Annotated in this window: 16 protein-coding genes and 1 tRNA gene; 7 read left to right on the top strand and 10 right to left on the bottom strand. The window is 72.5% G+C overall.

The annotated features are described in order from the left end of the window. Positions 1-71: 71 nt before the first annotated feature. Entirely contained in the window at positions 72-794 is a 723-nt protein-coding gene (locus AB0A90_RS17635) for a DUF3159 domain-containing protein (protein WP_357248436.1), read from the bottom strand. Positions 795-876: 82 nt separating this feature from the next. Here AB0A90_RS17635 and AB0A90_RS17630 point away from each other — a divergent pair, with 82 nt between their 5' ends. Together AB0A90_RS17630 and AB0A90_RS17625 are read left to right on the top strand one after the other, a co-directional pair. Then, positions 877-1,764 (top strand): phosphatase PAP2 family protein, encoded by an 888-nt coding sequence (locus tag AB0A90_RS17630; protein ID WP_357248434.1) that lies wholly within the window; start codon positions 877-879, stop codon positions 1,762-1,764. Between the two features lie 8 nt (positions 1,765-1,772). Continuing rightward, positions 1,773-2,441, top strand: a complete 669-nt coding sequence (locus tag AB0A90_RS17625) for a maleylpyruvate isomerase N-terminal domain-containing protein (RefSeq protein WP_357248431.1) — start codon at positions 1,773-1,775, stop codon at positions 2,439-2,441. 89 nt (positions 2,442-2,530) lie between these two features. Here AB0A90_RS17625 and AB0A90_RS17620 read toward each other — a convergent pair whose 3' ends face one another. Continuing rightward, complete coding sequence (locus AB0A90_RS17620; protein ID WP_357248428.1) at positions 2,531-3,394, bottom strand: DUF1028 domain-containing protein; 864 nt, start codon at positions 3,392-3,394, stop codon at positions 2,531-2,533. Between the two features lie 40 nt (positions 3,395-3,434). Beyond that, positions 3,435-4,649 (bottom strand): low temperature requirement protein A, encoded by a 1,215-nt coding sequence (locus AB0A90_RS17615; protein WP_357248426.1) that lies wholly within the window; start codon positions 4,647-4,649, stop codon positions 3,435-3,437. Positions 4,650-4,802: 153 nt separating this feature from the next. Between AB0A90_RS17615 and AB0A90_RS17610 the strand changes: the two genes are divergently transcribed. Beyond that, positions 4,803-5,786 (top strand): LLM class F420-dependent oxidoreductase, encoded by a 984-nt coding sequence (locus AB0A90_RS17610; protein ID WP_357248779.1) that lies wholly within the window; start codon positions 4,803-4,805, stop codon positions 5,784-5,786. Continuing rightward, positions 5,783-6,574, top strand: a complete 792-nt coding sequence (locus tag AB0A90_RS17605) for an SDR family oxidoreductase (RefSeq protein ID WP_357248423.1) — start codon at positions 5,783-5,785, stop codon at positions 6,572-6,574. The genes AB0A90_RS17610 and AB0A90_RS17605 overlap by 4 nt, the downstream gene beginning before the upstream one ends. Here the strand turns inward: AB0A90_RS17605 and AB0A90_RS17600 are convergent. The 6 genes from AB0A90_RS17600 to AB0A90_RS17575 form a co-directional block, all read right to left on the bottom strand. Then, the gene (locus AB0A90_RS17600; protein ID WP_357248420.1) at positions 6,571-7,374 is read right to left on the bottom strand and encodes a class I SAM-dependent methyltransferase; all 804 of its coding nucleotides are present in this window, start codon (positions 7,372-7,374) and stop codon (positions 6,571-6,573) included. The two genes, AB0A90_RS17605 and AB0A90_RS17600, sit on opposite strands and share 4 nt — an antisense overlap. A 116-nt stretch (positions 7,375-7,490) precedes the next feature. After that, on the bottom strand, positions 7,491-9,821 hold the full coding sequence (locus tag AB0A90_RS17595) for a transglutaminaseTgpA domain-containing protein (RefSeq protein ID WP_357248417.1): 2,331 nt from the start codon (positions 9,819-9,821) through the stop codon (positions 7,491-7,493). Beyond that, positions 9,815-10,984, bottom strand: coding sequence for a DUF58 domain-containing protein (locus tag AB0A90_RS17590; protein ID WP_357248414.1), 1,170 nt, complete (start codon positions 10,982-10,984; stop codon positions 9,815-9,817). The genes AB0A90_RS17595 and AB0A90_RS17590 overlap by 7 nt, the downstream gene beginning before the upstream one ends. 14 nt (positions 10,985-10,998) lie before the next feature. Then, entirely contained in the window at positions 10,999-11,994 is a 996-nt protein-coding gene (locus AB0A90_RS17585) for a MoxR family ATPase (RefSeq protein ID WP_357248411.1), read from the bottom strand. 27 nt (positions 11,995-12,021) lie between these two features. Then, positions 12,022-14,649: a fibronectin type III domain-containing protein gene (locus AB0A90_RS17580; RefSeq protein WP_357248408.1), complete on the bottom strand. Its 2,628-nt coding sequence runs from the start codon at positions 14,647-14,649 to the stop codon at positions 12,022-12,024. A gap of 188 nt (positions 14,650-14,837) precedes the next feature. After that, entirely contained in the window at positions 14,838-17,300 is a 2,463-nt protein-coding gene (locus tag AB0A90_RS17575; RefSeq protein ID WP_357248405.1) for a hypothetical protein, read from the bottom strand. A 232-nt stretch (positions 17,301-17,532) separates the two neighbouring features. Between AB0A90_RS17575 and AB0A90_RS17570 the strand changes: the two genes are divergently transcribed. The 3 genes from AB0A90_RS17570 (at position 17,533) to AB0A90_RS17560 (ending at position 19,237) form a co-directional block, all read left to right on the top strand. Next, positions 17,533-17,616, top strand: a tRNA-Leu gene (locus AB0A90_RS17570). Between the two features lie 282 nt (positions 17,617-17,898). Then, the gene (locus AB0A90_RS17565; RefSeq protein WP_357248402.1) at positions 17,899-18,225 is read left to right on the top strand and encodes an AbrB/MazE/SpoVT family DNA-binding domain-containing protein; all 327 of its coding nucleotides are present in this window, start codon (positions 17,899-17,901) and stop codon (positions 18,223-18,225) included. After that, on the top strand, positions 18,218-19,237 hold the full coding sequence (locus AB0A90_RS17560) for a tyrosine-type recombinase/integrase (RefSeq protein WP_357248400.1): 1,020 nt from the start codon (positions 18,218-18,220) through the stop codon (positions 19,235-19,237). Before AB0A90_RS17565 ends, AB0A90_RS17560 begins: the two co-directional genes overlap by 8 nt. A 1,011-nt stretch (positions 19,238-20,248) precedes the next feature. Here AB0A90_RS17560 and AB0A90_RS17555 read toward each other — a convergent pair. Next, positions 20,249-20,677 (bottom strand): hypothetical protein, encoded by a 429-nt coding sequence (locus AB0A90_RS17555; protein ID WP_357248397.1) that lies wholly within the window; start codon positions 20,675-20,677, stop codon positions 20,249-20,251. Positions 20,678-20,703: the final 26 nt, after the last annotated feature.

The following is a 20,703-nucleotide window of genomic DNA, read 5'->3' as shown; positions in this document are numbered from 1 at the left end:
CCGGAGAGGCCGCTCCCCCCGTGGCGGCCTCTCCACTTTTTTTGCCCGTCCCGCCCCCGCCCCGCCCCTGGTCAGCTCGGCGGTGCCGACGGCTCTCCACCCACCGGATGACGCAGACCGGGGTGCCCGGCCGGCAACGACCGCCGCAGCACCACCCAGCTCAGTGCCAGCGCCGCGGCCACCAGCGGCCAGGTCAGAGCCACCCGGGCCACCACCAGTGCGAGGACCTGCCCACCCAGATACAGCGGCACGAACACCGCCAGCCGCACCAGGTAGGTCGCCGTCCACACCCAACTCGCCCGGCCGTAGCCGCGCAGCAGCGCCCGGTCGCGCCGCCACCGGGTGCGCTGGCCCAGCACACCGCCGACCAACACACCGAGCAGCGGCCAGCGCACCACGATGCTGACCGCCCAGGCGAGAGCGCTTACGGCGTTGGACAGCACCTGAATGAGAAAGAAGTCCTCGGCTCGGCCGGTGCGCACCGCGATCAGCGCCGCGACGCAGACGGCCAGCAGACCGACCAGCACCGAGCGCGGCCGGTCACCCCGGCGCAGCCGTACGCCGGCCACCACCGCGCCCACCGCCAGCGCCGCGCCGATCCCACCCCACAGCGACTCGCCGCCCAGCAACCAACCCGCCGCGAATGCGAGCGGTGGCAGGGTGGCGTCGACGGCGCCGCCCCGCCCGCCCAGCAGGTCCGCGAGCGACTCGGCCCGCGCCCGCCCACCGGAGCCCGACCGCTGGTCCGGGTCGGGTGCGGCCGGGCCACTGTCGTGCTCCGCTGGTCCGCCCATCGCCGCCTCCTCGCTCTGGCACAACCTAACCACCGGCGGGCGGCGGGCCACCGGTCGGCTGGCCGACACCTGCCGCTACGGTGTGCGGATGCGCGCGACGGCACGGGGTTGGACCGCGGTCTGGTTGGTCGTACTGGCCCTCGTCCAGACGGCTGCCTTCCTCGCCGTGTGGCGGGTCGCCGTGCACACCGAGATCGGCCAGTGGGTCGACACCGTCGCTCTCACCGGCAACCGGATCGGGCAGGACACCATCGAAGGTCCTGTCGACCGGATCCTCAACGCGATGTCGGTGGTCTCCCTCGTGGCCGCCACCGCGATGATCGGGTTCATCGCGCTGATCCGGGGACGGATCGCCCTGGCGATCACCGCGACCCTCCTGATCGCCGGGGCGAACGTCTCGACCCAGCTGTTGAAGTACGGGCTGAACCGGCCCGACTACGGCGTCGACCCGGAGCGCTCGGCGGTGGGCAACAGCCTGCCCAGCGGGCACACCACGGTCGCCGCGGCGGTGGCGGTCGCGCTCGTGCTCGTGTTGCCGGCCAAGGTGCGGGCGGTCGGCGCCTTCCTCGCCGCGGCCTATGCCGCCATCGCGGGCGTCGCCACCCTCTCCGCCGGCTGGCACCGGCCCAGCGACGCGATCGCCGCGTACCTGGTGGTGGGTGTCTGGGCGGCGCTGGCCGGGCTGGTCCTGCTGATCACCCAGCGGGAGCAGGCCGAGGTCGCTCCCGGCGACGCGCACCGCACGGCCGCGCTGGTGCTCGGGGCGGCCGGGGTGCTCGGCCTGGTCGCCTGCGGGCTGTCCCTCACCTGGCTGGTCGGCCTGCGCGACACCGTCCCGGACGAGCTGAGCCGCCAGCCCCTGTTCGTCGGCTATTCGGGCAGCGCCGCCGGGATCGCCGGCACGATGGCGGTGGTGATGGCGTTGGTGCTCACCGTCGTGCACCGGCTGGTGCCCAGGGTCAAGGGCTGAGCGGACCGATGGACCCGGTCCGCGTGGCGTTCTCCGCGGAGTGCGCGCAGCTCACCGAGATCCTCGCCGAGTTGGTCGACGCCGACCTGGACCGGCCCACCGACTGCGCACCGTGGACGGTCCGGGAGTTGATCGCGCACGTGCGGACCGGCGTCGGCCGGCTGACCGACATGCTCGCCGCGCCCGCCCCGGCCCGCGCCGAGGTCGACGCCGCCGGCTACTTCGGCAGGGCGAAGTTCACCCCGTCTGTCGACGCCGACCGGATCGCCGGAGGTCGCCGCGACGCGTCGCGGGTGGACCGCGCGACGTTGGCGACCGCGATGGACCGCGCTTGGCGGGCCACCGATGCCGCGGTCGCCGCCGCGCCGCCCGATCGCGTCGTACGGACCCGGCACGGCGACGCGATGGGCGTCACCGAGTTCCTGCGGACCCGGGTCGTCGAGGTGGGCGTGCACGGTCTGGACCTGGCCGCCGCGCTGGGCCGGCCGCCCTGGCTCACTCCTCCGGCGGCCGAGGTGATCGCCGACCTGCTCACCGGGGGCCGACCGACACCGGCGGGATTGCGCTGGGACCAGCTGACCCTGATCCGTAAGACCACCGGACGGGCGGCGCTGACCGTCCCGGAACGGGCCGCGATCGACGCCGCCGGCTTCCGCTGGCTCGCCTTCGGCCGCTGACCCGCGCGCTGCTGGCTGCCCCGCGCGCCGGCTTCGGACGCTGCTGGCTGCCCCGCGCGCCGGCTTCGGACGGTGCTGGACGGTCGAGGTCAGCTCGCGGCGCGGGGTGCGGGGACGTGCGGGGCGACGCCGCGCAGGTGCGTCAGCACCACCGGGTCGATCCGGCCCGGCACCAGCCGCTCCTCGAGGTTCTCCAGCCCCGCCCAGGAGACCAACGCCGCTTCCGTGCCACCGTCGGCCACCGGATGGCCCAGCGCGGCGAGCAACGCCGCCACCTCGTCGGCGACCGCGCCGCTCAGGTCCAGCAGGGTGGTCGGGTCGGGCCGGCTGAACAGCATGGTGTGCACGGCGAGCAGCCGGCCCAGCTCGGCGACCGGGTCCGGGTGATCGTCCACCCGGAGGTCGACGAGCACGTCGCTGGTGCCGCCGTACCCGCCGCCGCGCTCGACCACCAGCAGTCCGGCGCTCTGCCGACCCCGCCGGTCGCCGCCGGCCTCGTCGCCGGCCCGCAACGCGGCGACCAACCGCTCGGCGAACGGCAGCGCCGACCCGGCCAGCCAGGTGTCGGCCAGCGCGTCGACGACCTCCGGGCCGGTGAGTACGTTGCCCTGCGCGGCCCAGCCGTCGCCGGCCCGTCCGCCCGCCCACGGGTGGCAGGCCGGCCCGGTCCAGGTGGCACCCGTTCCGTCGACGCCCACCACGCCGAGTTGGCGGTGCTCCCGCTCGGGGTCCGCGGCGATCAGCCCGGCCACCACGTCGGCCGGGGCCACCCCGGTGCGCAGCAGGGTGAGGCCCTGCGGACGGTAGGCGAGGTTGACGTGCGCCTGGGTGGCCAGCGCGCCGACCTCGGCGGCGGCGGCCGGCACCAGCGCCCCGGCGGCGAGGAACTTGCTGGCGACGACGACGCCGTGCCGGCGACCGTCGGCGGAGCGGGCGACGAGCGAGAAGGTCACCCGCCGAGACTAGCGCCGGACGTCGTCGTACCGTGCCGGCTCAGAAGGGCGGCGTGGCGGCCTCCGGTGGGGCACCGCGCGCCCGGCGGGCGTCGACGACCGCGACGGCGGCCAACACGAACACCCCGACCGCGCTGGCGGCCACACCGGGCAGGAACAGCAGTGGCACCGCCGACGCCGCCAACACCAGCAGGGCGATCCACCGGGACGGCGACACCCGCGCGAACACCTCGTACTCCAGACGGGCCCGCCCGGCCAGGAACAGGGCCGGCCCACCGAGCGCCATGGCCAGCCACGCCCCCGGGATCTGTTCCAGCGGATTATGGATGATCAGCTCGTAACCGATCGCGGTGGCCGCGAGACCGACCACCATCACCAGGTGGGTGTCGGCGGCCGACCGGCCGATGGAGGCGGGGTGCCGGGCCTTCACCACCGCCTCGCCCAGGATCCGCCCGGCCCGCTGGACGTAGATCCGCCACAGCATGATCGACGTGGCCAACGCGAGCGCGAACGCCCACACGTGCCCCGACTCGTACGGTCCCTCGCTGTACGCGAAACCCGCCACCAGAATCGTCTCGCCCAGCGCGACGAGGAAGAACTGCTGGTAGCGCTCCGCCAGGTGTTCCCCGGCGATCTCCCACTTGGAGACCGTCGAGCGACCCAGCCACGGCACCGGCCAGCCGCACCGGGCAGCCAGGTACTCGATGGCCAGCGCCGCCGTCCAGAGCGTGACCTGCGCGTTGGTGCTCAGCAGCGCCCCGGTTATCCAGAACACCCCGCTGACGGAGAACACCACAGCCATGCGTACCTTCAGCCGGCGGTACGGGTGGGCGCCCAGCGCGAGCGACAGGATCACCGGTCGGGTCACCTGCGCGACCACGTACGCCACCGCGAACATCAGCGCGGTGTCGCTGAACGCCCGGGGGATCGCCACCCCGAGCACCATGCTGCACACCAACGCGGTGATCACCACGGTCTGCAGCGGCACCCGGTACGGGTCGTAGCGGCTGGTCGTCCACGCGGTGCCCTGCCAGACCGACCAGAGTGCGAGCAGCAGCAGCAACGTCTTGCCGCTCCCGGTGACCGCCGCCCAGCCATGCTCCCGAGCCGGCCCGTCGGTCAGGTCCTCGAACGCGCGCGCGGAGATCCGGGTGAGCGCGAAGACGAACACCAGGTCGAAGAAAAGCTCCAGGAAGGTCGCCCGGCCCGGGTCGCGCTTGGCCGGCTCCAGGTGCCCCGCTGCCCTGGAATCCATGGTCAGCGGCCTGCGCCGTTGGTCCGGTTCACTTCGAAGTCGTAGCATCCGCGCCGGTACGCTCGGCCGGAAACCGGCGATTCTGCCCAACCCGGGGATCTTGCCCGTACCCCCGTCAACGGGCACGATCGATCGGTGACGAATCGATGGGGCATGACGGTGCCGTTGGGCGGGATCGCGCTGGCGCACCACGACGCGGCCTACGCGGCCCTCGAGCGGGCGGGGTTCACCGACGTCTGGTCGTCCGAGGTCGCCGGGACCGACGCGTTCACCCCGTTGGCGCTCGCCGCGGCCTGGGAACCGGGGCTGCGGCTGGGCACCGCGATCGCGCCGGTCTTCACCCGGGGTCCCGGCCTGTTGGCGATGAGCGCGGCGGCGATGGCCGAGGCCGCGCCGGGCCGGTTCACCCTCGGCATCGGCGCGTCCTCACCCGTGCTCGTCCGGGACTGGAACGCCATGCCGTTCGACGAGCCGTTCCGCCGCACCCGCGACATGCTGCGCTTCCTGCGCGCCGCGCTGGGCGGCCAAACCGTCGACCAGGCCTACGACACGTTCACCATCCGCCGGTTCACGCTGGAACAACCACCGGCGGTGCCGCCACCGATCCTGCTGGCCGCGCTGCGCCCGGGGATGCTCCGGCTGGCCGTTGCCGAGGCCGACGGTGTCATCCTCAACTGGCTCAGCGCCGACGACGTGCCACGTGCCCTCGCCGAGCTGGGCGAACGGCGTACCGGCTTCGAGGTCGCCGCCCGGATCTTCGTCTGCCCCACCGAGGACGCCGCGTACGCCCGAGCACTGGGCCGCCGGCTCATCACCAGCTACCTCACGGTTCCCGCGTACGCCGAGTTCCACCGCTGGCTCGGCCGGGACGAGACGCTCGCGCCCATGTGGGCGGCCTGGGCCGCCGGTGACCGACGCGGCGCCAGCGCGGCGGTGCCCGACGACGTGGTCGACGCGTTGGTGCTGCACGGCGCACCGCAGCGGTGCCGCGCCGAGGTGCGCCGCTACGCCGACGCCGGTGTCGACGTGCCGATCATGGCGCTGCTGCCCACCCCGGAGGTCACCGCCGGCGGCGCGGCCGCGTTGCTCAGCCTCATCGCCCAGTTGGGCGCCGACCCCGTAGGAGCGTCCGCGTGAACCTCACCGACCGGATCGTGGTGGTCACCGGCGGGGCCGGCGGCATCGGGGCGGCGCTGTCCCGCCGCTTCGCCGCGGAGGGTGCCGCCGCCGTGGTGGTCGCCGACCTGGACCCCGAAGCGGCGGACGCGGTGGCCGAGGGGATCGGCCCGGTCGCGCACGCCATCGCCCTCGACGTCACCGATGAGGAGCAGGTACGCGACCTGGTCGCCGACACCGAGGAGCGCTACGGCCGGATCGACCTGTTCTGCGCCAACGCGGGAGTGACCACCGGCGGGGGAGTGGAGGTCGACGACGCCGGCTGGGACCGGGCGTGGCGGGTCAACGTGCTCGCTCACGTCTACTCGTCCCGCGCGGTGCTGCCCGGCATGCTCGCCCGGGGTGGCGGGCACCTGCTGCACACCTGCTCGGCGGCGGGCGTGCTGACCGCGGTGGGCGACGCCGCGTACACCGCGACGAAGCACGCCTCGGTGGGGTTCGCGGAGTGGCTCGCCATCACCTACCGGGACCGGGGCATCCGGGTCAGCGCGCTCTGCCCGCAGGGGGTGGACACCCCGATGCTCACCGAAGGGCTCGCCGAGGGGCATCTCGGCGCGCGGGTGGTAGCCGCGTCCGGTGCGGTGCTCACCCCGGACCAGGTCGCCGACGCGGCCGTCGCCGGGCTGGCCGAGGAACGCTTCCTGATCCTGCCGCACCCGGAGGTCGCCGACTACGCCCGTCGCCGCGCCGAGGACCCGGACGGTTGGCAGGCCGGCATGCGCAAACTCGTCCGCCGCCTGACCCGTTAGGGCAGCGGGACGCGTCCGGCGGCCAGGAGATGGGCACTCGAACCGATCAGCGCCGGTTCGCTGCTGTAGAGCCGGGCGAGGTCCAACGCCGCGGCGAAGACCGCGTCCGGTGTCGGCCCGTGTGCCGCCGCCTCCGCCGCGGTCCAGGCCGGGCCTTCCACCCCGTGTACGACGACGTCGGTCAGCCCGGCGGCGAAACACTCGTCGGTCAGTTCCTCGACCCGATGGAAGTAGGCATGGGTGAAACCGATCCGTGCGTCGTTGACGCCGTTGGTGAGCAGCGCCCCGGCCTCGTCGAGCAGCCTCCCGTCCAGTCGCCCGGTGGCGGCGAAGTCCAGCGGGCCGGCGAAGCGTGAGATGACAGCGGCCACGACGTGACCGCCGGGACGCGTGACCCGCACGGCCTCCCGCAGAGCCTGGATCCGATCGACGCGGCGCACCAGGTGGTAGAGGGGACCCAGGAGCAGCGCGGCGTCGTACCTCCCGTCGGCATCGGGCAGCGCACGAGCGTCGCCGACCTCCGCCTCGACCGGAGGCTGTCCGGCGCGGGCCTGCGCCACGTGACTCGGCACCAGGTCGACCAGGCGGACCTCGTAGCCGGCGTCCACAAGCATCCGCGCGTACTCGCCGGTGCCCCCACCGATGTCCAGCACCCGGGCGCCCGGGCCGGGCAGGAGAGCCCGCAGCAGCTCGCTCGTGCGGATCCACTCCAGTCGGGCCTGCGGCCGGGCGGACAGACGTTGGTCCTCGCGGTAGCGCACCGTGTAGTAGTCGACGATGTCGCTCGTGTGCTGATCCACCCTCTGATGGTCATCGCTGCGGCACCAGACCGCCACCGTGTTTCGGCCACCGGAGATGCGCCGGTGATCAAGAGGTTCGCGTCCGGAGCGGGCCGCGGTCGACGCGAAGCTCGTCATCACCGCGGGGACCGGCGGGCGCGGCGCAGGGGAGTGGGGTGCACCGACCAGAGGAGGCGCCGCCACCAGGGACGCGCGGAGCGCAGGCTGTGCACATAGGCCATCGCCACCTCGGCGGCGCGGGCGGCCTGGTCGGGTGTCGCGGCGCCCGGGGCGAAGCCCACCTGGTTGAGCAGGGCAGCCAGATCGTCGACGGCCGGGCCGTCGGTCGTACCGTCGGGGGTCGTGCTGTCGGCGGTCGTCTCCGCTCGGGCGGCGGCGAGGGCCCGGCGGGCGTGTCCGGCCACCTCGGTGGCGGCCAGGTCGTCGCCGACCGGGCGGCCGGCCAGCCGGAGCGCGTCGGTGACCTCCCGCCAGGCGCCGGCGATGCGCTGACCGGGGTCACCCCGGACCAGCCGGGCGCGGGTGAGTGAACGGCGCATCGCCAGCAGGGTGAGCAGCAGCGCCCCGACCAGCAGCAGCAGACCGCCGCTGCCGCCGGCGACCAGCAGCGGAGTGGACACGCCGCCCCGGCCGGGCGGACCGTCACCAGCGGCGACCGGCTCCGGTGACGCGGTGGGCTCCACGGTGGGCGCCGGCGCCTCCGACGGTGGCGGATCCTCCGGTGTCGGGCGGAAATCCTCCTCCACCGGCCTCGGCTGCTCGTTCGGGCGGGGCAGCGGATCGAACGGCACCCAACCCAGCCCGTCGAACAGCACCTCCGGCCAGGCGAACGCGTCACCGGCAAGCACCGGCCCCTGCCCGCCGGCCCGGAAACCCACCACCACCCGGGTCGGCAGCCCGGACAACCGGCCGAGCACCGCGAACGCCGCCGCGAACTGCTCCGAGGTGCCCTCCTGCCCACCGCCGGCGCGGGGCCCGAAGAGAAAGAAACCCAGATTCGGGTACGCGTGCCCGCTCGGCGCGTCCGCCACCACCCGGTAGTGCTCGGCCAGGAACTGCTCGATCGCCAGAGCCCGCGCGAACGGGGCGCCGTTGTCCTCGGCGAGCTGCGTGGCCAGCCGGCGCATCGGGTCGGGCACCCCGTCGGCCACCCGCAGCACCCGGGCCACCTCCTCGCCGGCGGGCACGTTCGCAGTGGCCAACAGGTTCGAGTCCGGCTGTTCCTCGGCGGAGGTCACCGCGTACCGCAGCCCCGGCGTCAACCCCTCCGGCCGGATCAGCGTCCCGCTCGCCGGGTCGTACGCCACCCGTGCGCCGCTGACCTCCCGGGGCGTCGCCACAGCGGGCAGCAGCCGACCGCTCAGCTCCGCCACGGTGATCTGCTGGCGGACGGTCTCCACCGTGCTGTCCCGGGACGGGGCGGGGGCCGGCAGGATCCGCCCCGCGTTGCGGTACGTCGCACCGACCCGCCAGGTCACCCCGTCGTAGTCGCTGAGCACCGCCAACCGCATCCGCACACCGCGACCGGCGTCGCCGGCCGGCTCGTCCCCCGGTGGGGCGCCACCGGACGCGGGAGGTGCGACACCGGTCCGCTCCGTGCTCACGTCGAGGAGCTTCTGCTCCGGGCGCAGCGCCCAGCCGGAGATCCGAATCAACGGGTTCTCGTCGAGCGTCTGCACCTGCGGCGGCTCCACGTACCGGCGGGGGTCCACCGGCCGCCCGTCGACCTGGTCGGCGACGACCGGTGCGAGCAGCGCGACCAGCCCGACCACCAGCGCCACCCCGAGTGCCGCGCTGGTGGCAAGCCGCAGCCGCACCGCCGCGCGTACCCGGGGAGCCAGCTCGGCAGTGGGGTCGGCGGCGGCCGACGCGGTACCGGTGGGGGCCGCCAGACCAGCCGCCGCGACCGCGACGAACGCCACCGTCACTCCGACCGCCGGGGCGGCATTCGGACCCACCACGTAGAGGGCGGCGGCGTAGAGCCCCGCCGCCGGCAGGTAGCCCAGCAGCACCCGGCCGGTGCGCAAGGCGACCTCCGCACCGGCCAGCCCGGCCAGCCAGGCCGCCACCACGGGCACCAGCACCGTGTCCGGAGTGGGCTCCACCGGGATCATCGCGGTCAGCAGCCGCGGAATACCGTTGCGCGCGGCGTCAGCGGTGATCTCCAGCAGACCACCTGGAAGCTCGGCCCGATCGGCGGCCAGCCGCAGCGACCACAGTGTCCAGCCGGCCATCGCGGCCACCGACACCGGCGCCACCAACCAGGACGGCAGCCGTCGGGCGGCCACGCTGACCAGCACCGAACCGGCCGCCGCACCGACGACCAGCCCGATCAGCAGGTTTCCCGCGTACACCCGGCCCAGCACCACCCCGGCCAGCGCGATCAACCCGATCAGCACCAGCGGGACGACCGCCGCCCGCAGCACTCGTCCGGCACGCGTCACCACCGGCGTACCCCGTCCCACTCGGCGGCGAACTGCGCGCCGTCCGCAGCGTCGACCACCACCAGGCCGGCCGCGCCCGGCGGCGTCGGCTCGGCCGCGCCGAACACCCCGACCACCACCGACGGGTACGCGCCCCGCAGCGCGCCGACGTGCCCCAGGTCGTCCCGCCCACCCGGCCCGGTCAGGAAGATCAACGTGTCACCGAGCCGGTCCTGGCGCAGCCGGGTGGCAGCCGCGCGGACCGCCTCGTCGGCATCCGAGAGCGCGGCGGCAGCGAGCCGGTCCAGCGGACCGAGCGCCGCGCCGACGTCCGGCGTCCCACCCGGCGCGGCCGGCTCCGCGCCGGCGAACAACAACACCACCGGCAGGTCGGCACGGTGTGCGGCGGTGACGATCGACGCCGCCGCCTCGCACGCCGCCTCGAACGACTCCGCCACCCCACCCACCCGCTGAGGGTGCGCGACGGCGCGATTGTCCAGCAGCACGATCAGGTGCGGCAGGCTGGTGTCCACGTTCTCCCGCACCATCAGCTCACCCACCCGGGCGCTGGTCCGCCAGTGCACCCGACGCAACTCGTCGCCCACCACGTACTCCCGCAACGAGTCGAACGTGATCGACCCGTGCGGCACCCCGTCCACCCGGCCGTCGAGGCTGCGCCCCGCACCGCGCGGCACCGCCGTCAGCGGATGCACCCGGGGGTAGACCCAGACCGGCACCGCCCCGCCGTACGGGCGGGCCAACGCCACCAACCCCAGCGGATCGCGTCGGGTCACCCGCAGCGGCCCCACCGGCACCACCCCACGCCGATGGGTCGGTACGTCGTAGCGGACCTCGGTGTCCCGACCGGGCCGCAGGCGCAACACCGGCACCGGCACGCTGCGTTCCCCGCACCGGTCCTCGGCCAGCAGGTTCGCCGACCGCAGCCGGCCCGCGTTGCGCACGGTCAACATCATGCTCGCCGGCTCGCCGCGGGCCACCCGGTCCGGATCGGCGTGGCGGGTCACCGTCAGCCGGGGCCGCCAGGCCGCGACCAGCGCGGCGTAGCCGACGGCCGCGCCGGCCGCCGCGCCCAGCAACGTCAACTCGGGGTACGCGAACCGGAAACCCACAGCCAGCAGCACCACGGCGGCGACGAGCAGCCCGATCCCACGGGCGGTGATCCCCATCGCGCTGGTGCCGGTCAGCCCTGCACCGGAGCGGGCTGCCCCGACGGCAGTGGCACCGGCACCGAGGCGACGGCCTGACGCAGCACCTCGGCGGCGGTCAGCCCGCGCACCTGGGCGTCCGGCGTCAGCAGCAGCCGATGCGCGAACACCGACTCGACGAGCGCCTTCAGATCCTCCGGCATGATCCAACCTCGCCCGTCGATGAGCGCGTACGAGCACGCCGCGCGGGTCAACGCGATCACGCCCCGGGGACTGACCCCGACCCGCACCTGCGGGTGGGTGCGGGTCGCGGCGGCCAACCGGACCGCGTACGCGTAGAGCGGCTCGGCGATGTGCACCCGACGGGCCATCCGGACCATCTCCCCGACGGTGGCCGTGTCGGTGACCGGGGCGAGCGCCTCGGGGGAGCGCACGGTCGCGCCGCGCAGCACCTCCACCTCGACCGCCTCGTCCGGGTAGCCGACGGACAGCTTCACCAGGAAACGGTCCAGCTGCGCCTCGGGGAGCCGGTAGGTGCCGTCCATCTCCACCGGGTTCTGCGTTGCCACCACCAGGAACGGCGACGGCACCGGGTGCCGGACCCCGTCCACGGTGACGGTGCGTTCCTCCATCACCTCCAGCAGCGCCGACTGGGTCTTCGGCGACGCCCGGTTGATCTCGTCGGCGATGACGATGTTGGCGAAGACCGGCCCCGGATGAAACTCGAAGTCCCGGCTCGCCTGGTTGAAGATGGTCACCCCGGACACGTCCGACGGGAGCAGGTCGGGCGTGAACTGGATGCGCCGCCACTGCCCCTTCACCGTGGCGGCGATGGCCCGCGCCAGGGTCGTCTTACCGACGCCCGGCACGTCCTCCAGGAGCACGTGACCCTGCGCGAAGAGCGCGGTCAGCGCCAGCCGAACCACCTGCGGTTTGCCGAGCACCACCGCGTTGACGTTCTCGGCCAGCCGGGCGGCCAGGGCGGCGAAACCCTGCACCTCCGGCTGGGTGAGCGGCTCGTGGGTGTTCACGGTCGGCGGTGCTCCTTGCCTGGTGGTTCAGCAGGTGGGCAGGACGTTGATGTTGTCGCCGCCCTCCAGGTTGAGCCAGGCCCAGGGAATGTAGTTCTTCCCCTCGTACTCGACCTGCACCCACCAGGTGCTGCGCTTGTCGTTGTTGTAGATGTACGCGTAGACCTCTTCGCCCGACTTCTTGCAGAACGCCTTCAGCCGGGTCCCGTTGGCCACCCATCCTGCCTGCCGGTCATTGTCCTGCTCGGTAACCTTGAAGATCTCGTTGCCGTTGCGCGCGCCGGCAACCTCCCGGGTGCAGTAGCTCGCCTCCGGCCCGGAAGCGCCATTGCGGCAGGTCGCGATCCCGTACAGCGGTTGGGTGGTCTCGCCCTTCGTGGCCGTGCCCTTACCGGCGGCGTTGGTGGCCGTCACCGTGAACGCGTACGCCGTGCCCGGCGTCAGTCCGGTCATCGTGATGCTGGAGCACGCCCCGGCCTTCGTCGGCTCACCCGGCGTGCTCACCGCGCAGGTGGCCTGACCGCCGCCCGCGTCCACCGTGAACGTCACGGTCGCCGCGGTGGCCGTCGACGACGAGCCGGTCACCGTGACCCGTGGCTCGGCGACCGTACGCGCGGTGGCGGTGGCCTCCGGGCCGGGACCGGCCTCGTTGACCGCCTTCACCTTCACCACCACGTTCTGGCCGTTGCCCAGCCCGGTGACTGTCGTGCGGGTGTCGTTCACCTCGCTGGCCCGTCCACCGACGTCCACCAGGTATTTCGACACCGGCCGGCCGTTGGCCTCGGCGGGCGCCCACTGCACGGTGACCGCGCCCGGCTGGTCGGCGACCGTGGCGGCCCGCAGGTCGAGCGGCGCACCGGGCGTCGTGAAGGGCACCACCGTGTTGCTGACCGGCGACGCCGCCGAACCGGCGCCCTTGTCGTTGACCGCCACAACCGTGAACGCGTACTGGGTGCCGAACTCCAACTCACCGGCGGGCACCACCAGCTCGGTCTTCGTCGACTCACCGACCGGCGCGTTCGTCCCCGCCGAACTGGCCGTCACCGCGTACCGCGCGATGGTGTTGCCCTGGCCGTTCGCCGCCGGCCACGTCACCAGCACCGTGCCGTCCGGTCGCTCCTGGGCGGTCGCGCTCGCCGGCGGGTCGGGCACCGCGGCCGTCGGGATCACCGGGTTGCTGGTGCGCGGCGGACCGTCGCCCTTGGCGTTGACAGCGTGCACCGCGAAGCGGTACGTCTCGCCGTTGGTCAGACCCGTGACCTCCACCGCGCGTTGGTTGGCACCCACCTCCAGGCGCTGGCCGCCACCCTCCACCACGTACTTGATGATCTCGGCGCCGTTCGCGGCGGCCGGCCGCCAGCTCACCCGCGCCTGCGCGTTGCCGGCGGCGGCGGTGACACTGCGCGGCGCGCTCGGCTTGTTCACGCGGGGCTTCTTCGGCGGCGGCGGGGGCGGCGGCGGGGCAACCGGTGGCGGGTCGCCGCCGAGCACGTCGTTGGCGTACTTGTCGACATCGCGCACCTGGTGCTTGTCGTCCACCACCCGGGCGGTCGCCGCGTCGGGAGAGTTGATGAACAGGCGATTCTCCCGCACCTCAAGCTCCAGCGGCCCGTTCGCCCGCCCCTTGATGGTCTCGACCAGCTGACCACCCGCGTCGAAGGCGTAGATCGTGCCGGTGGCCTCGTCGGCGCAGTAGAACCGGTCCGCCCAGGCCACCGCCGGACTGAGCCGGTCGCCCTCGCCCGGCACCGTGAACGCCTGCTCCTCCCCACCGTCACCCACCACCAACACCCGCCGTTCGGCGGGCACGGTGACCGGAACCCGCTGCCCGCTGGTGCGCGTGGGCATCGCCGCCGCACCGGACAGCGTCAACGGCGTCGGGTGAACCTTGCCCTGCTGCACCCGCACCAGCTTCCCGGCCGTGCGGTCGAGCACCGCCACCCCCTCGTCCAGGGTGGACACCACAAGCTCGTGGCTCGCCTCGGCGACGTCGTAGGACTCGACCTGCTTCGGGCTGAGCCCAGGGCCGGCGGGCGCGGCCGAGGCTGGCGTGGACGGCAACGTGGCGGCGGTGATCGCCGAGACGGTGCCCTGGCTCGGCACCGCGATCCAGAGCCGGCCCTCGCCGTCGAACGTCCCGCCGGTGATGCCCGGGGGATAGTGCACCGGCTCGCCGACCGGGGTCAGCGACCGCGGGTCGAGCTGCCGCACGATGCCCTGCACGGCGTCGACGACGAACGCCGAATCTTCGTGCAGAGCGACACTCACACCGAGGCCAGGGGTGGTCCGGGTGGTCGCGGTGAGCTGCAGCGTGGCCAGGTCCAGTGAGCTGACCTGCCCGGTGTGCAGGTCACGCAGGACCAGCAGCCGGTCGGTCTGGGTGATCTGCATCGGGTGCCGGACGGCGTTGGGGATCTCGGTGCGGGTGTCCACCTTGGCGGTGACCCCGTTGACCCGGGCCAGCTCGCTGCGCGCCGCGCTCCACAGCCACGAACTCGCGTCGTAGTTGGCCACCGCGTTGTCGGCCGCGCCGAGCCCGAGGACGGTCAGACCCATGGCCGCCAGCAGCGCGGCCACCGTGCCGACGGTCACCAGCCCGCCGCGCAGCCGGGAGCGGGGGGCGTTGGTCTGTACGGCGTCCTCGATGCTGGCCACAGCCGGCTGCCTCCCGTAAGTCATGGCAGGTGACGCGCATCGCGGCCACCCCTCCCCTGAGCCGGGTGCCATCATATGGCGCTGCTGGTGACGGGGGAACCCGCACCGTCACCCCTGTGGATACCGAGCGTGTGCGCAGTGGACGCCCAGCTCAGCCCGGGTCAGCCCGCACCTCAGCTCGGCACGCCTCAGCTCGGCGACGGTCGGGCCGACGGTCTGCCGCTCGACGGGGTGGTGCGCTCCCGCGTCGTACAGACCTGTCCGGAGGTCGCGAAGCTGTCGGTGGAGTAGACCGCCAACACCGTGAAACAGTGATCCAGCCGCGAGTTCAACCCGTTGACCGTGTAGCTCGTCGCACCCGGGTCCACGGTGGCCATCACCCCCAGGGGCTGCCCGGCCCGACCGGCGGCGACCATGAACGGCACCGCACCGCCGGACGGGTCCGTCCAGGTCAGCGTGATGGTGGTCGCGTCGTCGCGGAGCTGCAGATCGCCGGGGGGTGGCCCGACCGACGCCTGCGCCGCAGCGGTCGGCGAGGTCCCCGCGGGCGGCGGATCGTCGCGGGTCAACACCACCACACCCAGGCCGGCCACCGCCACGACGGCCACCCCGGCCGCCACCGCCGCCCCGATCAGCGTCGCCCGGTTGCGCCCCGCCGACCCGCCTTCACCCGCGTACGAGGGCCGGTGCCCGTCGTGCACCGGGTGGTACTGCTGACCCGGGTACGGCACCTGCGCCGGCTGGTGCTCCCGGCGTGGGTACGGGTCGTGCGTGGGGTACCGATCGTGCGTCGCGTACTGGCCCTGCGGCGGGTACTGGTCCTGCCTGGGGTACTGGTCCTGCCTCGGGTACTGGTCGTGCGTCGGGTACTGGCCCTGCGGCGGGTACTGGTCGTGCGTTGGGTACTGGTCGTGGTGGTTCGGCGGTGCCGCTCGCGGCGCGGTCGGCCGCGACCCCGCCGCCTCGACGCCTGCGTCCGTCGACCAGGCCGCCGGCGTTGGCTCGGCGGACGGCACGACGGCACCCGACCATGCGGCGGTCGGCGCTGGCTGGAAGGCGACGGACGGGGCCGACATGGCGTCACCCCTGGTCGGATCGCTGTCCGGCTGGACGGCCGGGATCACCTCGGTCTGATCGAACCTCGCGGAGACGGGCTGGGTGTACCCGGGTGGTGCGGAGACCGGGTAGGTCTGCCCGGGTGGTGCGGAGACGGGCTGGGTGTGCCTGGGCGGTGCGGAGACCGGGTAGGTCTGCCCGGGTGGTGCGGAGACGGGCTGGGTGTGCCTGGGCGGTGCGGAGACCGGGTAGGTCTGCCCGGGTGGTGCGGAGACGGGCTGGGTGTGCCTGGGCGGTGCGGAGACCGGGTAGGGGTGGGCTGGTGGTGCGGACGTCGGGGACGGGTGTGCCGGTGGCCCGGAGACCGGGTGGGGGTGGCCGGGCGGCGTCGTGGCCGGTGGTGCAGCGCCTGGTGGTCCGCTGACCGGATGCGCCGGCCCTGGTTGCCCGGCCGCCGGGGACGGTCGGCCCGACGTTGTCACGTCGACGGCGGACGCGACGACCGGTCCGGTCGCCCCGGCGGGTCCAGCTGCGGCTCGGGCAGCCTCCTCGGCGAGGAGCGGTTCGATCTGTCGTACCTGGATCGTGGGGTTGTCCCACGGAGGTGCCGGCGGCCCCGACGTTGGCGCCGGGACGGCCGGCGCCGGGGCGGGTGGGGTCGACGACGGGTGCGGCACGTCGACCGCCGGGTGGGTCGACTGCTCGCCCGTCCGCTGACGGGGCGGGGCGGTCGGCCCGGCCGTCGGTGGCGGTGGGGGCCGCTGACCAGACGGTGGTGGCTGGCTCTCAGTCCGTTGCCGGGGTGTTTGGCCCTGGGCGCTCGGCTGGCCCTCCGACACTGGCTGGGATGGCTGGCTGACCGCCGGCCGGGCGGACCCGGGTGGTTGCTCGTCGGCGCGTTGGCGGGGCGCCACCCCGGGTGCGGCGGCGTTGCCGGGTGACTGGGGTGCGGCGGGGCCGTGTACCCCCGGAGGGGTTGCCTGGGGTGCGGTCGGCGGAGGCCAGGGCGAGTTGGCGGGCGCCAGGCCATCGGCGGAGGGCCGCATCGCGGCCAGGGTCGCCATGGACAGGGTCGGGCCGGACAGTGCCGACCGGACGCCGGACTCCGCCGCCGCGTCGACCGGGGCCGGATCGGAGACCGGCCCATCCTGCTCGGTCGGCGTCGGCGCGGATGGGCCGAGGTAGGCGCGGGCGGCGCGTACCGACGGGTGGTGCTCCCCGAGGGTGGCCGGCCCGGCGGTGGCGACGCGGGTGTAGTTGCGACGGGCCTCGTGCCGGTTGCCCAGTTCCTCCGCGACCTCGGCCAGTTCGAAGGCGAGCGCGAGCATCACCGGGTTGGAATGCTCCCAACGCCGCTCGCCCGCCGCGAACGCCTCCTCCAGCACGCGGCGCGAGGCGAGTAGATCGTCCGCCTCGCGGTGCAGTCGCGCCAGCAGGTGAGCGGTGTGCAGCATCTCAGGATGATCCACGCCGTACGGCGGGGGAGCGGATCCGACGGCCTCCGCGAGCAACTGCCGGGCGGCCTTGAGGTCACCTGTGGCGCGCACGGCGAGGGCCCGGTGCTGGGCGGCTGCCAGGGGGGAGGGATGGGACACGTGGCAATGCTGCCGGCAGAGGGCCACCGGACGCTACCCAGACACGCCCTGGGCGGCGGGTCGACGGCGGGTCCGCGGCCCTGTGAGCAGCGACGGGAGCGCCGGGAGAAAGGCGTCGGAAGGCGATGTGCATGATCCACGGGCGGCGTGTACAGTAACTCCCCGTGCGGCCCGCCGTACCGACCATCGGGTGGCAAGATCATCTGGTCGGCAAGGTAGGCTGAACGTGTAGGTCCGGGTGGCGGAATGGCAGACGCGCTAGCTTGAGGTGCTAGTGCCCGTATAGGGCGTGGGGGTTCAAGTCCCCCCTCGGACACAAGTACGTCTCATATGTGCGACGTAGACGTAGCGGTGGTCAAGGATGCTTGACCACCGCCGAAACCCATCCGACACCGCGTCTGGCGCTACTCTCAGTGACCAGCGCCGGGCGAGCTCCGCGATGACGCGCGGTGGCTCGTCAGTGATTCCCGCCGTTGCTCTGCCCGGTCTGGCACCTGGCCTGCGCGTCGCTACTGGCTCCCCCGCGACGGCCATGAGGCGTCCTCCGCTACCACTTCCGAGACTTGCCGCCACCCGAAGCAGCGCAGCTGTCTATGGTGTGGCGACGCTCGACTCGCGTGGTCGGATCGCCGACCGGTGCGCGATGAAGGAACTCCAGTGGACCCCCGGATTGCGACTGAGCATCCGGGAGCGTCGAGGCCTGATCGTCGTATCTGCTGACAAGCAAGGCGTCTTCAAGGTAACGAAGGAAGGCCACGTCCGACTGCCGGCAGTGGTCCGTCAATGGTGCGGCCTCGCCGCCGGTGACCGCGTACTCATCGTGGCTGAATCAGCCAGCAACCGCCTGGTGGTTCATCCGCCGGCAAAGCTCGACGAGATGATCGGGCAGGCTCACGATGCGGTCTTCGGGGGCGAGCATGAGTGACGCATCGGCGAGCCAAGCTGAGGTGGCAGCGGCTCGGCTCCTTCTTGCTCGGATGGGCATCTCGCCTGCCGACCTTCTGGAAGCCGCCGTGGCTCGGTCTTCGTCGCCGACCTTCGCCGAATACGTTCCCGTGGTGGCGGCTGCGGTCTCGGAAGGTACGAAACGTGCCTATGGCTCCTACTGGAACCGTGTGGTGGAACACTGGGGACAACGCAGGCTGGACGAGCCCACGCCGTCGGAGATTGAGAAGTTGGCGGAGTACGTCAAGACGCACGTTGTGGCTCGGCGGAATGCCCGCGGGGGCCGAAGTGCGGCGGAACATCTGATTGCCGCCTTGCGATGTCTCTACAAGAGGGCGATAGCTGATGGTTTCATCGCAGAGTCTGACAACCCTGCTCTAAAGGTGGCGAAGCCGCGGCGTCTGCCAAGCACGCGCCGGGCGGTGGCGGACACGCGGCTGGCCGAGATAAACGAGGTCGCAGCCAGCACGGGTAACGATCCGGCCCTTGACACCTTGCTCTTGCGGCTGCACACCGAAACGGCGTGTCGGCGCGGTGGAGCTCTGGCGCTCCGTCCGGTTGACCTTGACCCTGAACAATGTTTGATTCTGCTTCGAGAGAAGGGGGACTCGGTACGTTGGCAACCCGTTTCTCCCACGCTGATGAGATACCTGCAGCGGCATGCTGAGGAGCGGGGTGCGACGGAGACAGGGCAGCTGCTGCGCTATCAGAACGGTGAGCCCATCACGTACCGGCGATACGACCATCTGTGGGTACGCATCGGCGAGCACCTGCCGTGGGTCTACGCGCAACAGATCAGCATCCACTGGTTACGTCACACTACTTTGACATGGGTGGAAAGGAACTTTGGCTACGCTATCGCGAGAGCCTACGCCGGCCATTCAGAGGGTGGCGGCGACGCTGGCACTACAGCCACCTACGTGAAAGCAACGTTGCAGGAAATCGCCGCTGCCCTGGCGGGGCTTACCAATGAACGGCACCCTCTAGCCTAGTCGTCTGGTGGGGTCCGGTCTTGCGGGACCGGACCCCACCGCGGGATCTTTCGGCGGTATGAAAGTGCAACAAGGGACTTACCTTCAACTGGGCGGCCTGTCATTAGCTTCTGCCTTGGTCGAGTTCTGAACGACCGGTTCATCTGGTCAATGAAGCGGCGCGGACTTGCCGCAATCGGGATAAGAGCAGTAACCATTGGCTCCTGGGGTGTAGGAGTGACTTGGGCGGGTGCTCGATGCGCGGCGCGCGGTGGGACGATGTTTGTTGTTTGGATCCAGTCCGGCAGCCGTACTAGATCCGTCCGGCTGCCGGACTAGCCGTGGTTCTGTGGCCGTACCAACCGCTGAGCCCGTGGGAACTCGAAGGCGATAGGCGGTCCGCGCCTTTCTCCGGCGAGCGTCTTCCACCTTCGGCCTGAATCGGATGACCCAGCCCAACTTCTCAAGTCGGTTTAGCCAGACACCGATCGTGGAACGGGCCAAACCTGTGGCACGTTCCAAGTCCGTCAAGCTCGGCGAGAATTGCGGAGGGATCACCGCGGTTGCGGTATCGGTCCAGGTCAAGAGTGTCAGGACAAGGTGGCGCCCGGAAGGGCTAAGACAACAGTCAGCGTCTCGAACTGCACGCTCTACGGCCCATCGATCTACCATGCAGTACGCCCCTTCCGGCCATCGCATTCGCCGGTAGCTCTTGACGCCGTCTGGCATCGGAGCCTCGTGACGCTAGCGATGAACCTCAGCTCTGGCTAGGCATGCACCTGCTCGTCATGCGTTTCGGAGTGTCGGTGGCGACGGTGACCTGCGGCTTTGGTGTACGTGGACATGCGGCCACCATTGGTTGGTTCGGCTCGTGATTCGGGCAGGCTGGCAACTGCAGACGGGCAGCCGAAGTCGCCGCAGGCGCGAGGCGTGTCGTCGCGATACCAGGCGAGGGCGTGGGATCGCCGGGGTCAGATTATGGCTGCGGGCGAGTCGGCCGGCCCGGGTCGCGCCGCGTTGCGGACAGCGAGATCAGTGCGCGTCTCGCCGGGCTTGTTCGGTGGCGAGTTGGGCGGACTCCCGCGCGGCTTGCTCCATCCGCAGTGTGCTTTGGATGATGGCGTCGATGCCTTCCCTTGCTCCGTCGGATAGTTGCTCGATGGAGCGCGTCATCACCTGGACCTTCGCGCTGACCGGCGCGGGGTCAAGGAAGTAGCCCGCGCCGACGCCGAAGAACTCGGCCAGGGCCGTCAGCGTGGAGGCTGTCGGGTTGTCGTGCGTTCCGATTCGGAGCTTGCGGATGTTTTCCGCCGAGATGCGGAGCCCCTTGGCTTTGAGCGCGTCGGCCACCTCGGCGTCGGTATAGACGTGGTTCGGGCGGTGCTTGACGTACAGCTCCTGCAGCCGCTCGCTGATCAGCGTGGGGCTCGGGCCACTGGGTGGCTTCTCGTTCTGTCGCATCGTGGCGCCCCCCGACTCCAACTAAA

The sequence above is a fragment of the Micromonospora sp. NPDC049204 genome (assembly GCF_040647935.1).
Lineage (GTDB): Bacteria > Actinomycetota > Actinomycetes > Mycobacteriales > Micromonosporaceae > Micromonospora.
The sequence above is the reverse complement of the archived record's forward strand: the minus strand, read 5'-3'. Positions and strand labels throughout refer to the sequence as shown.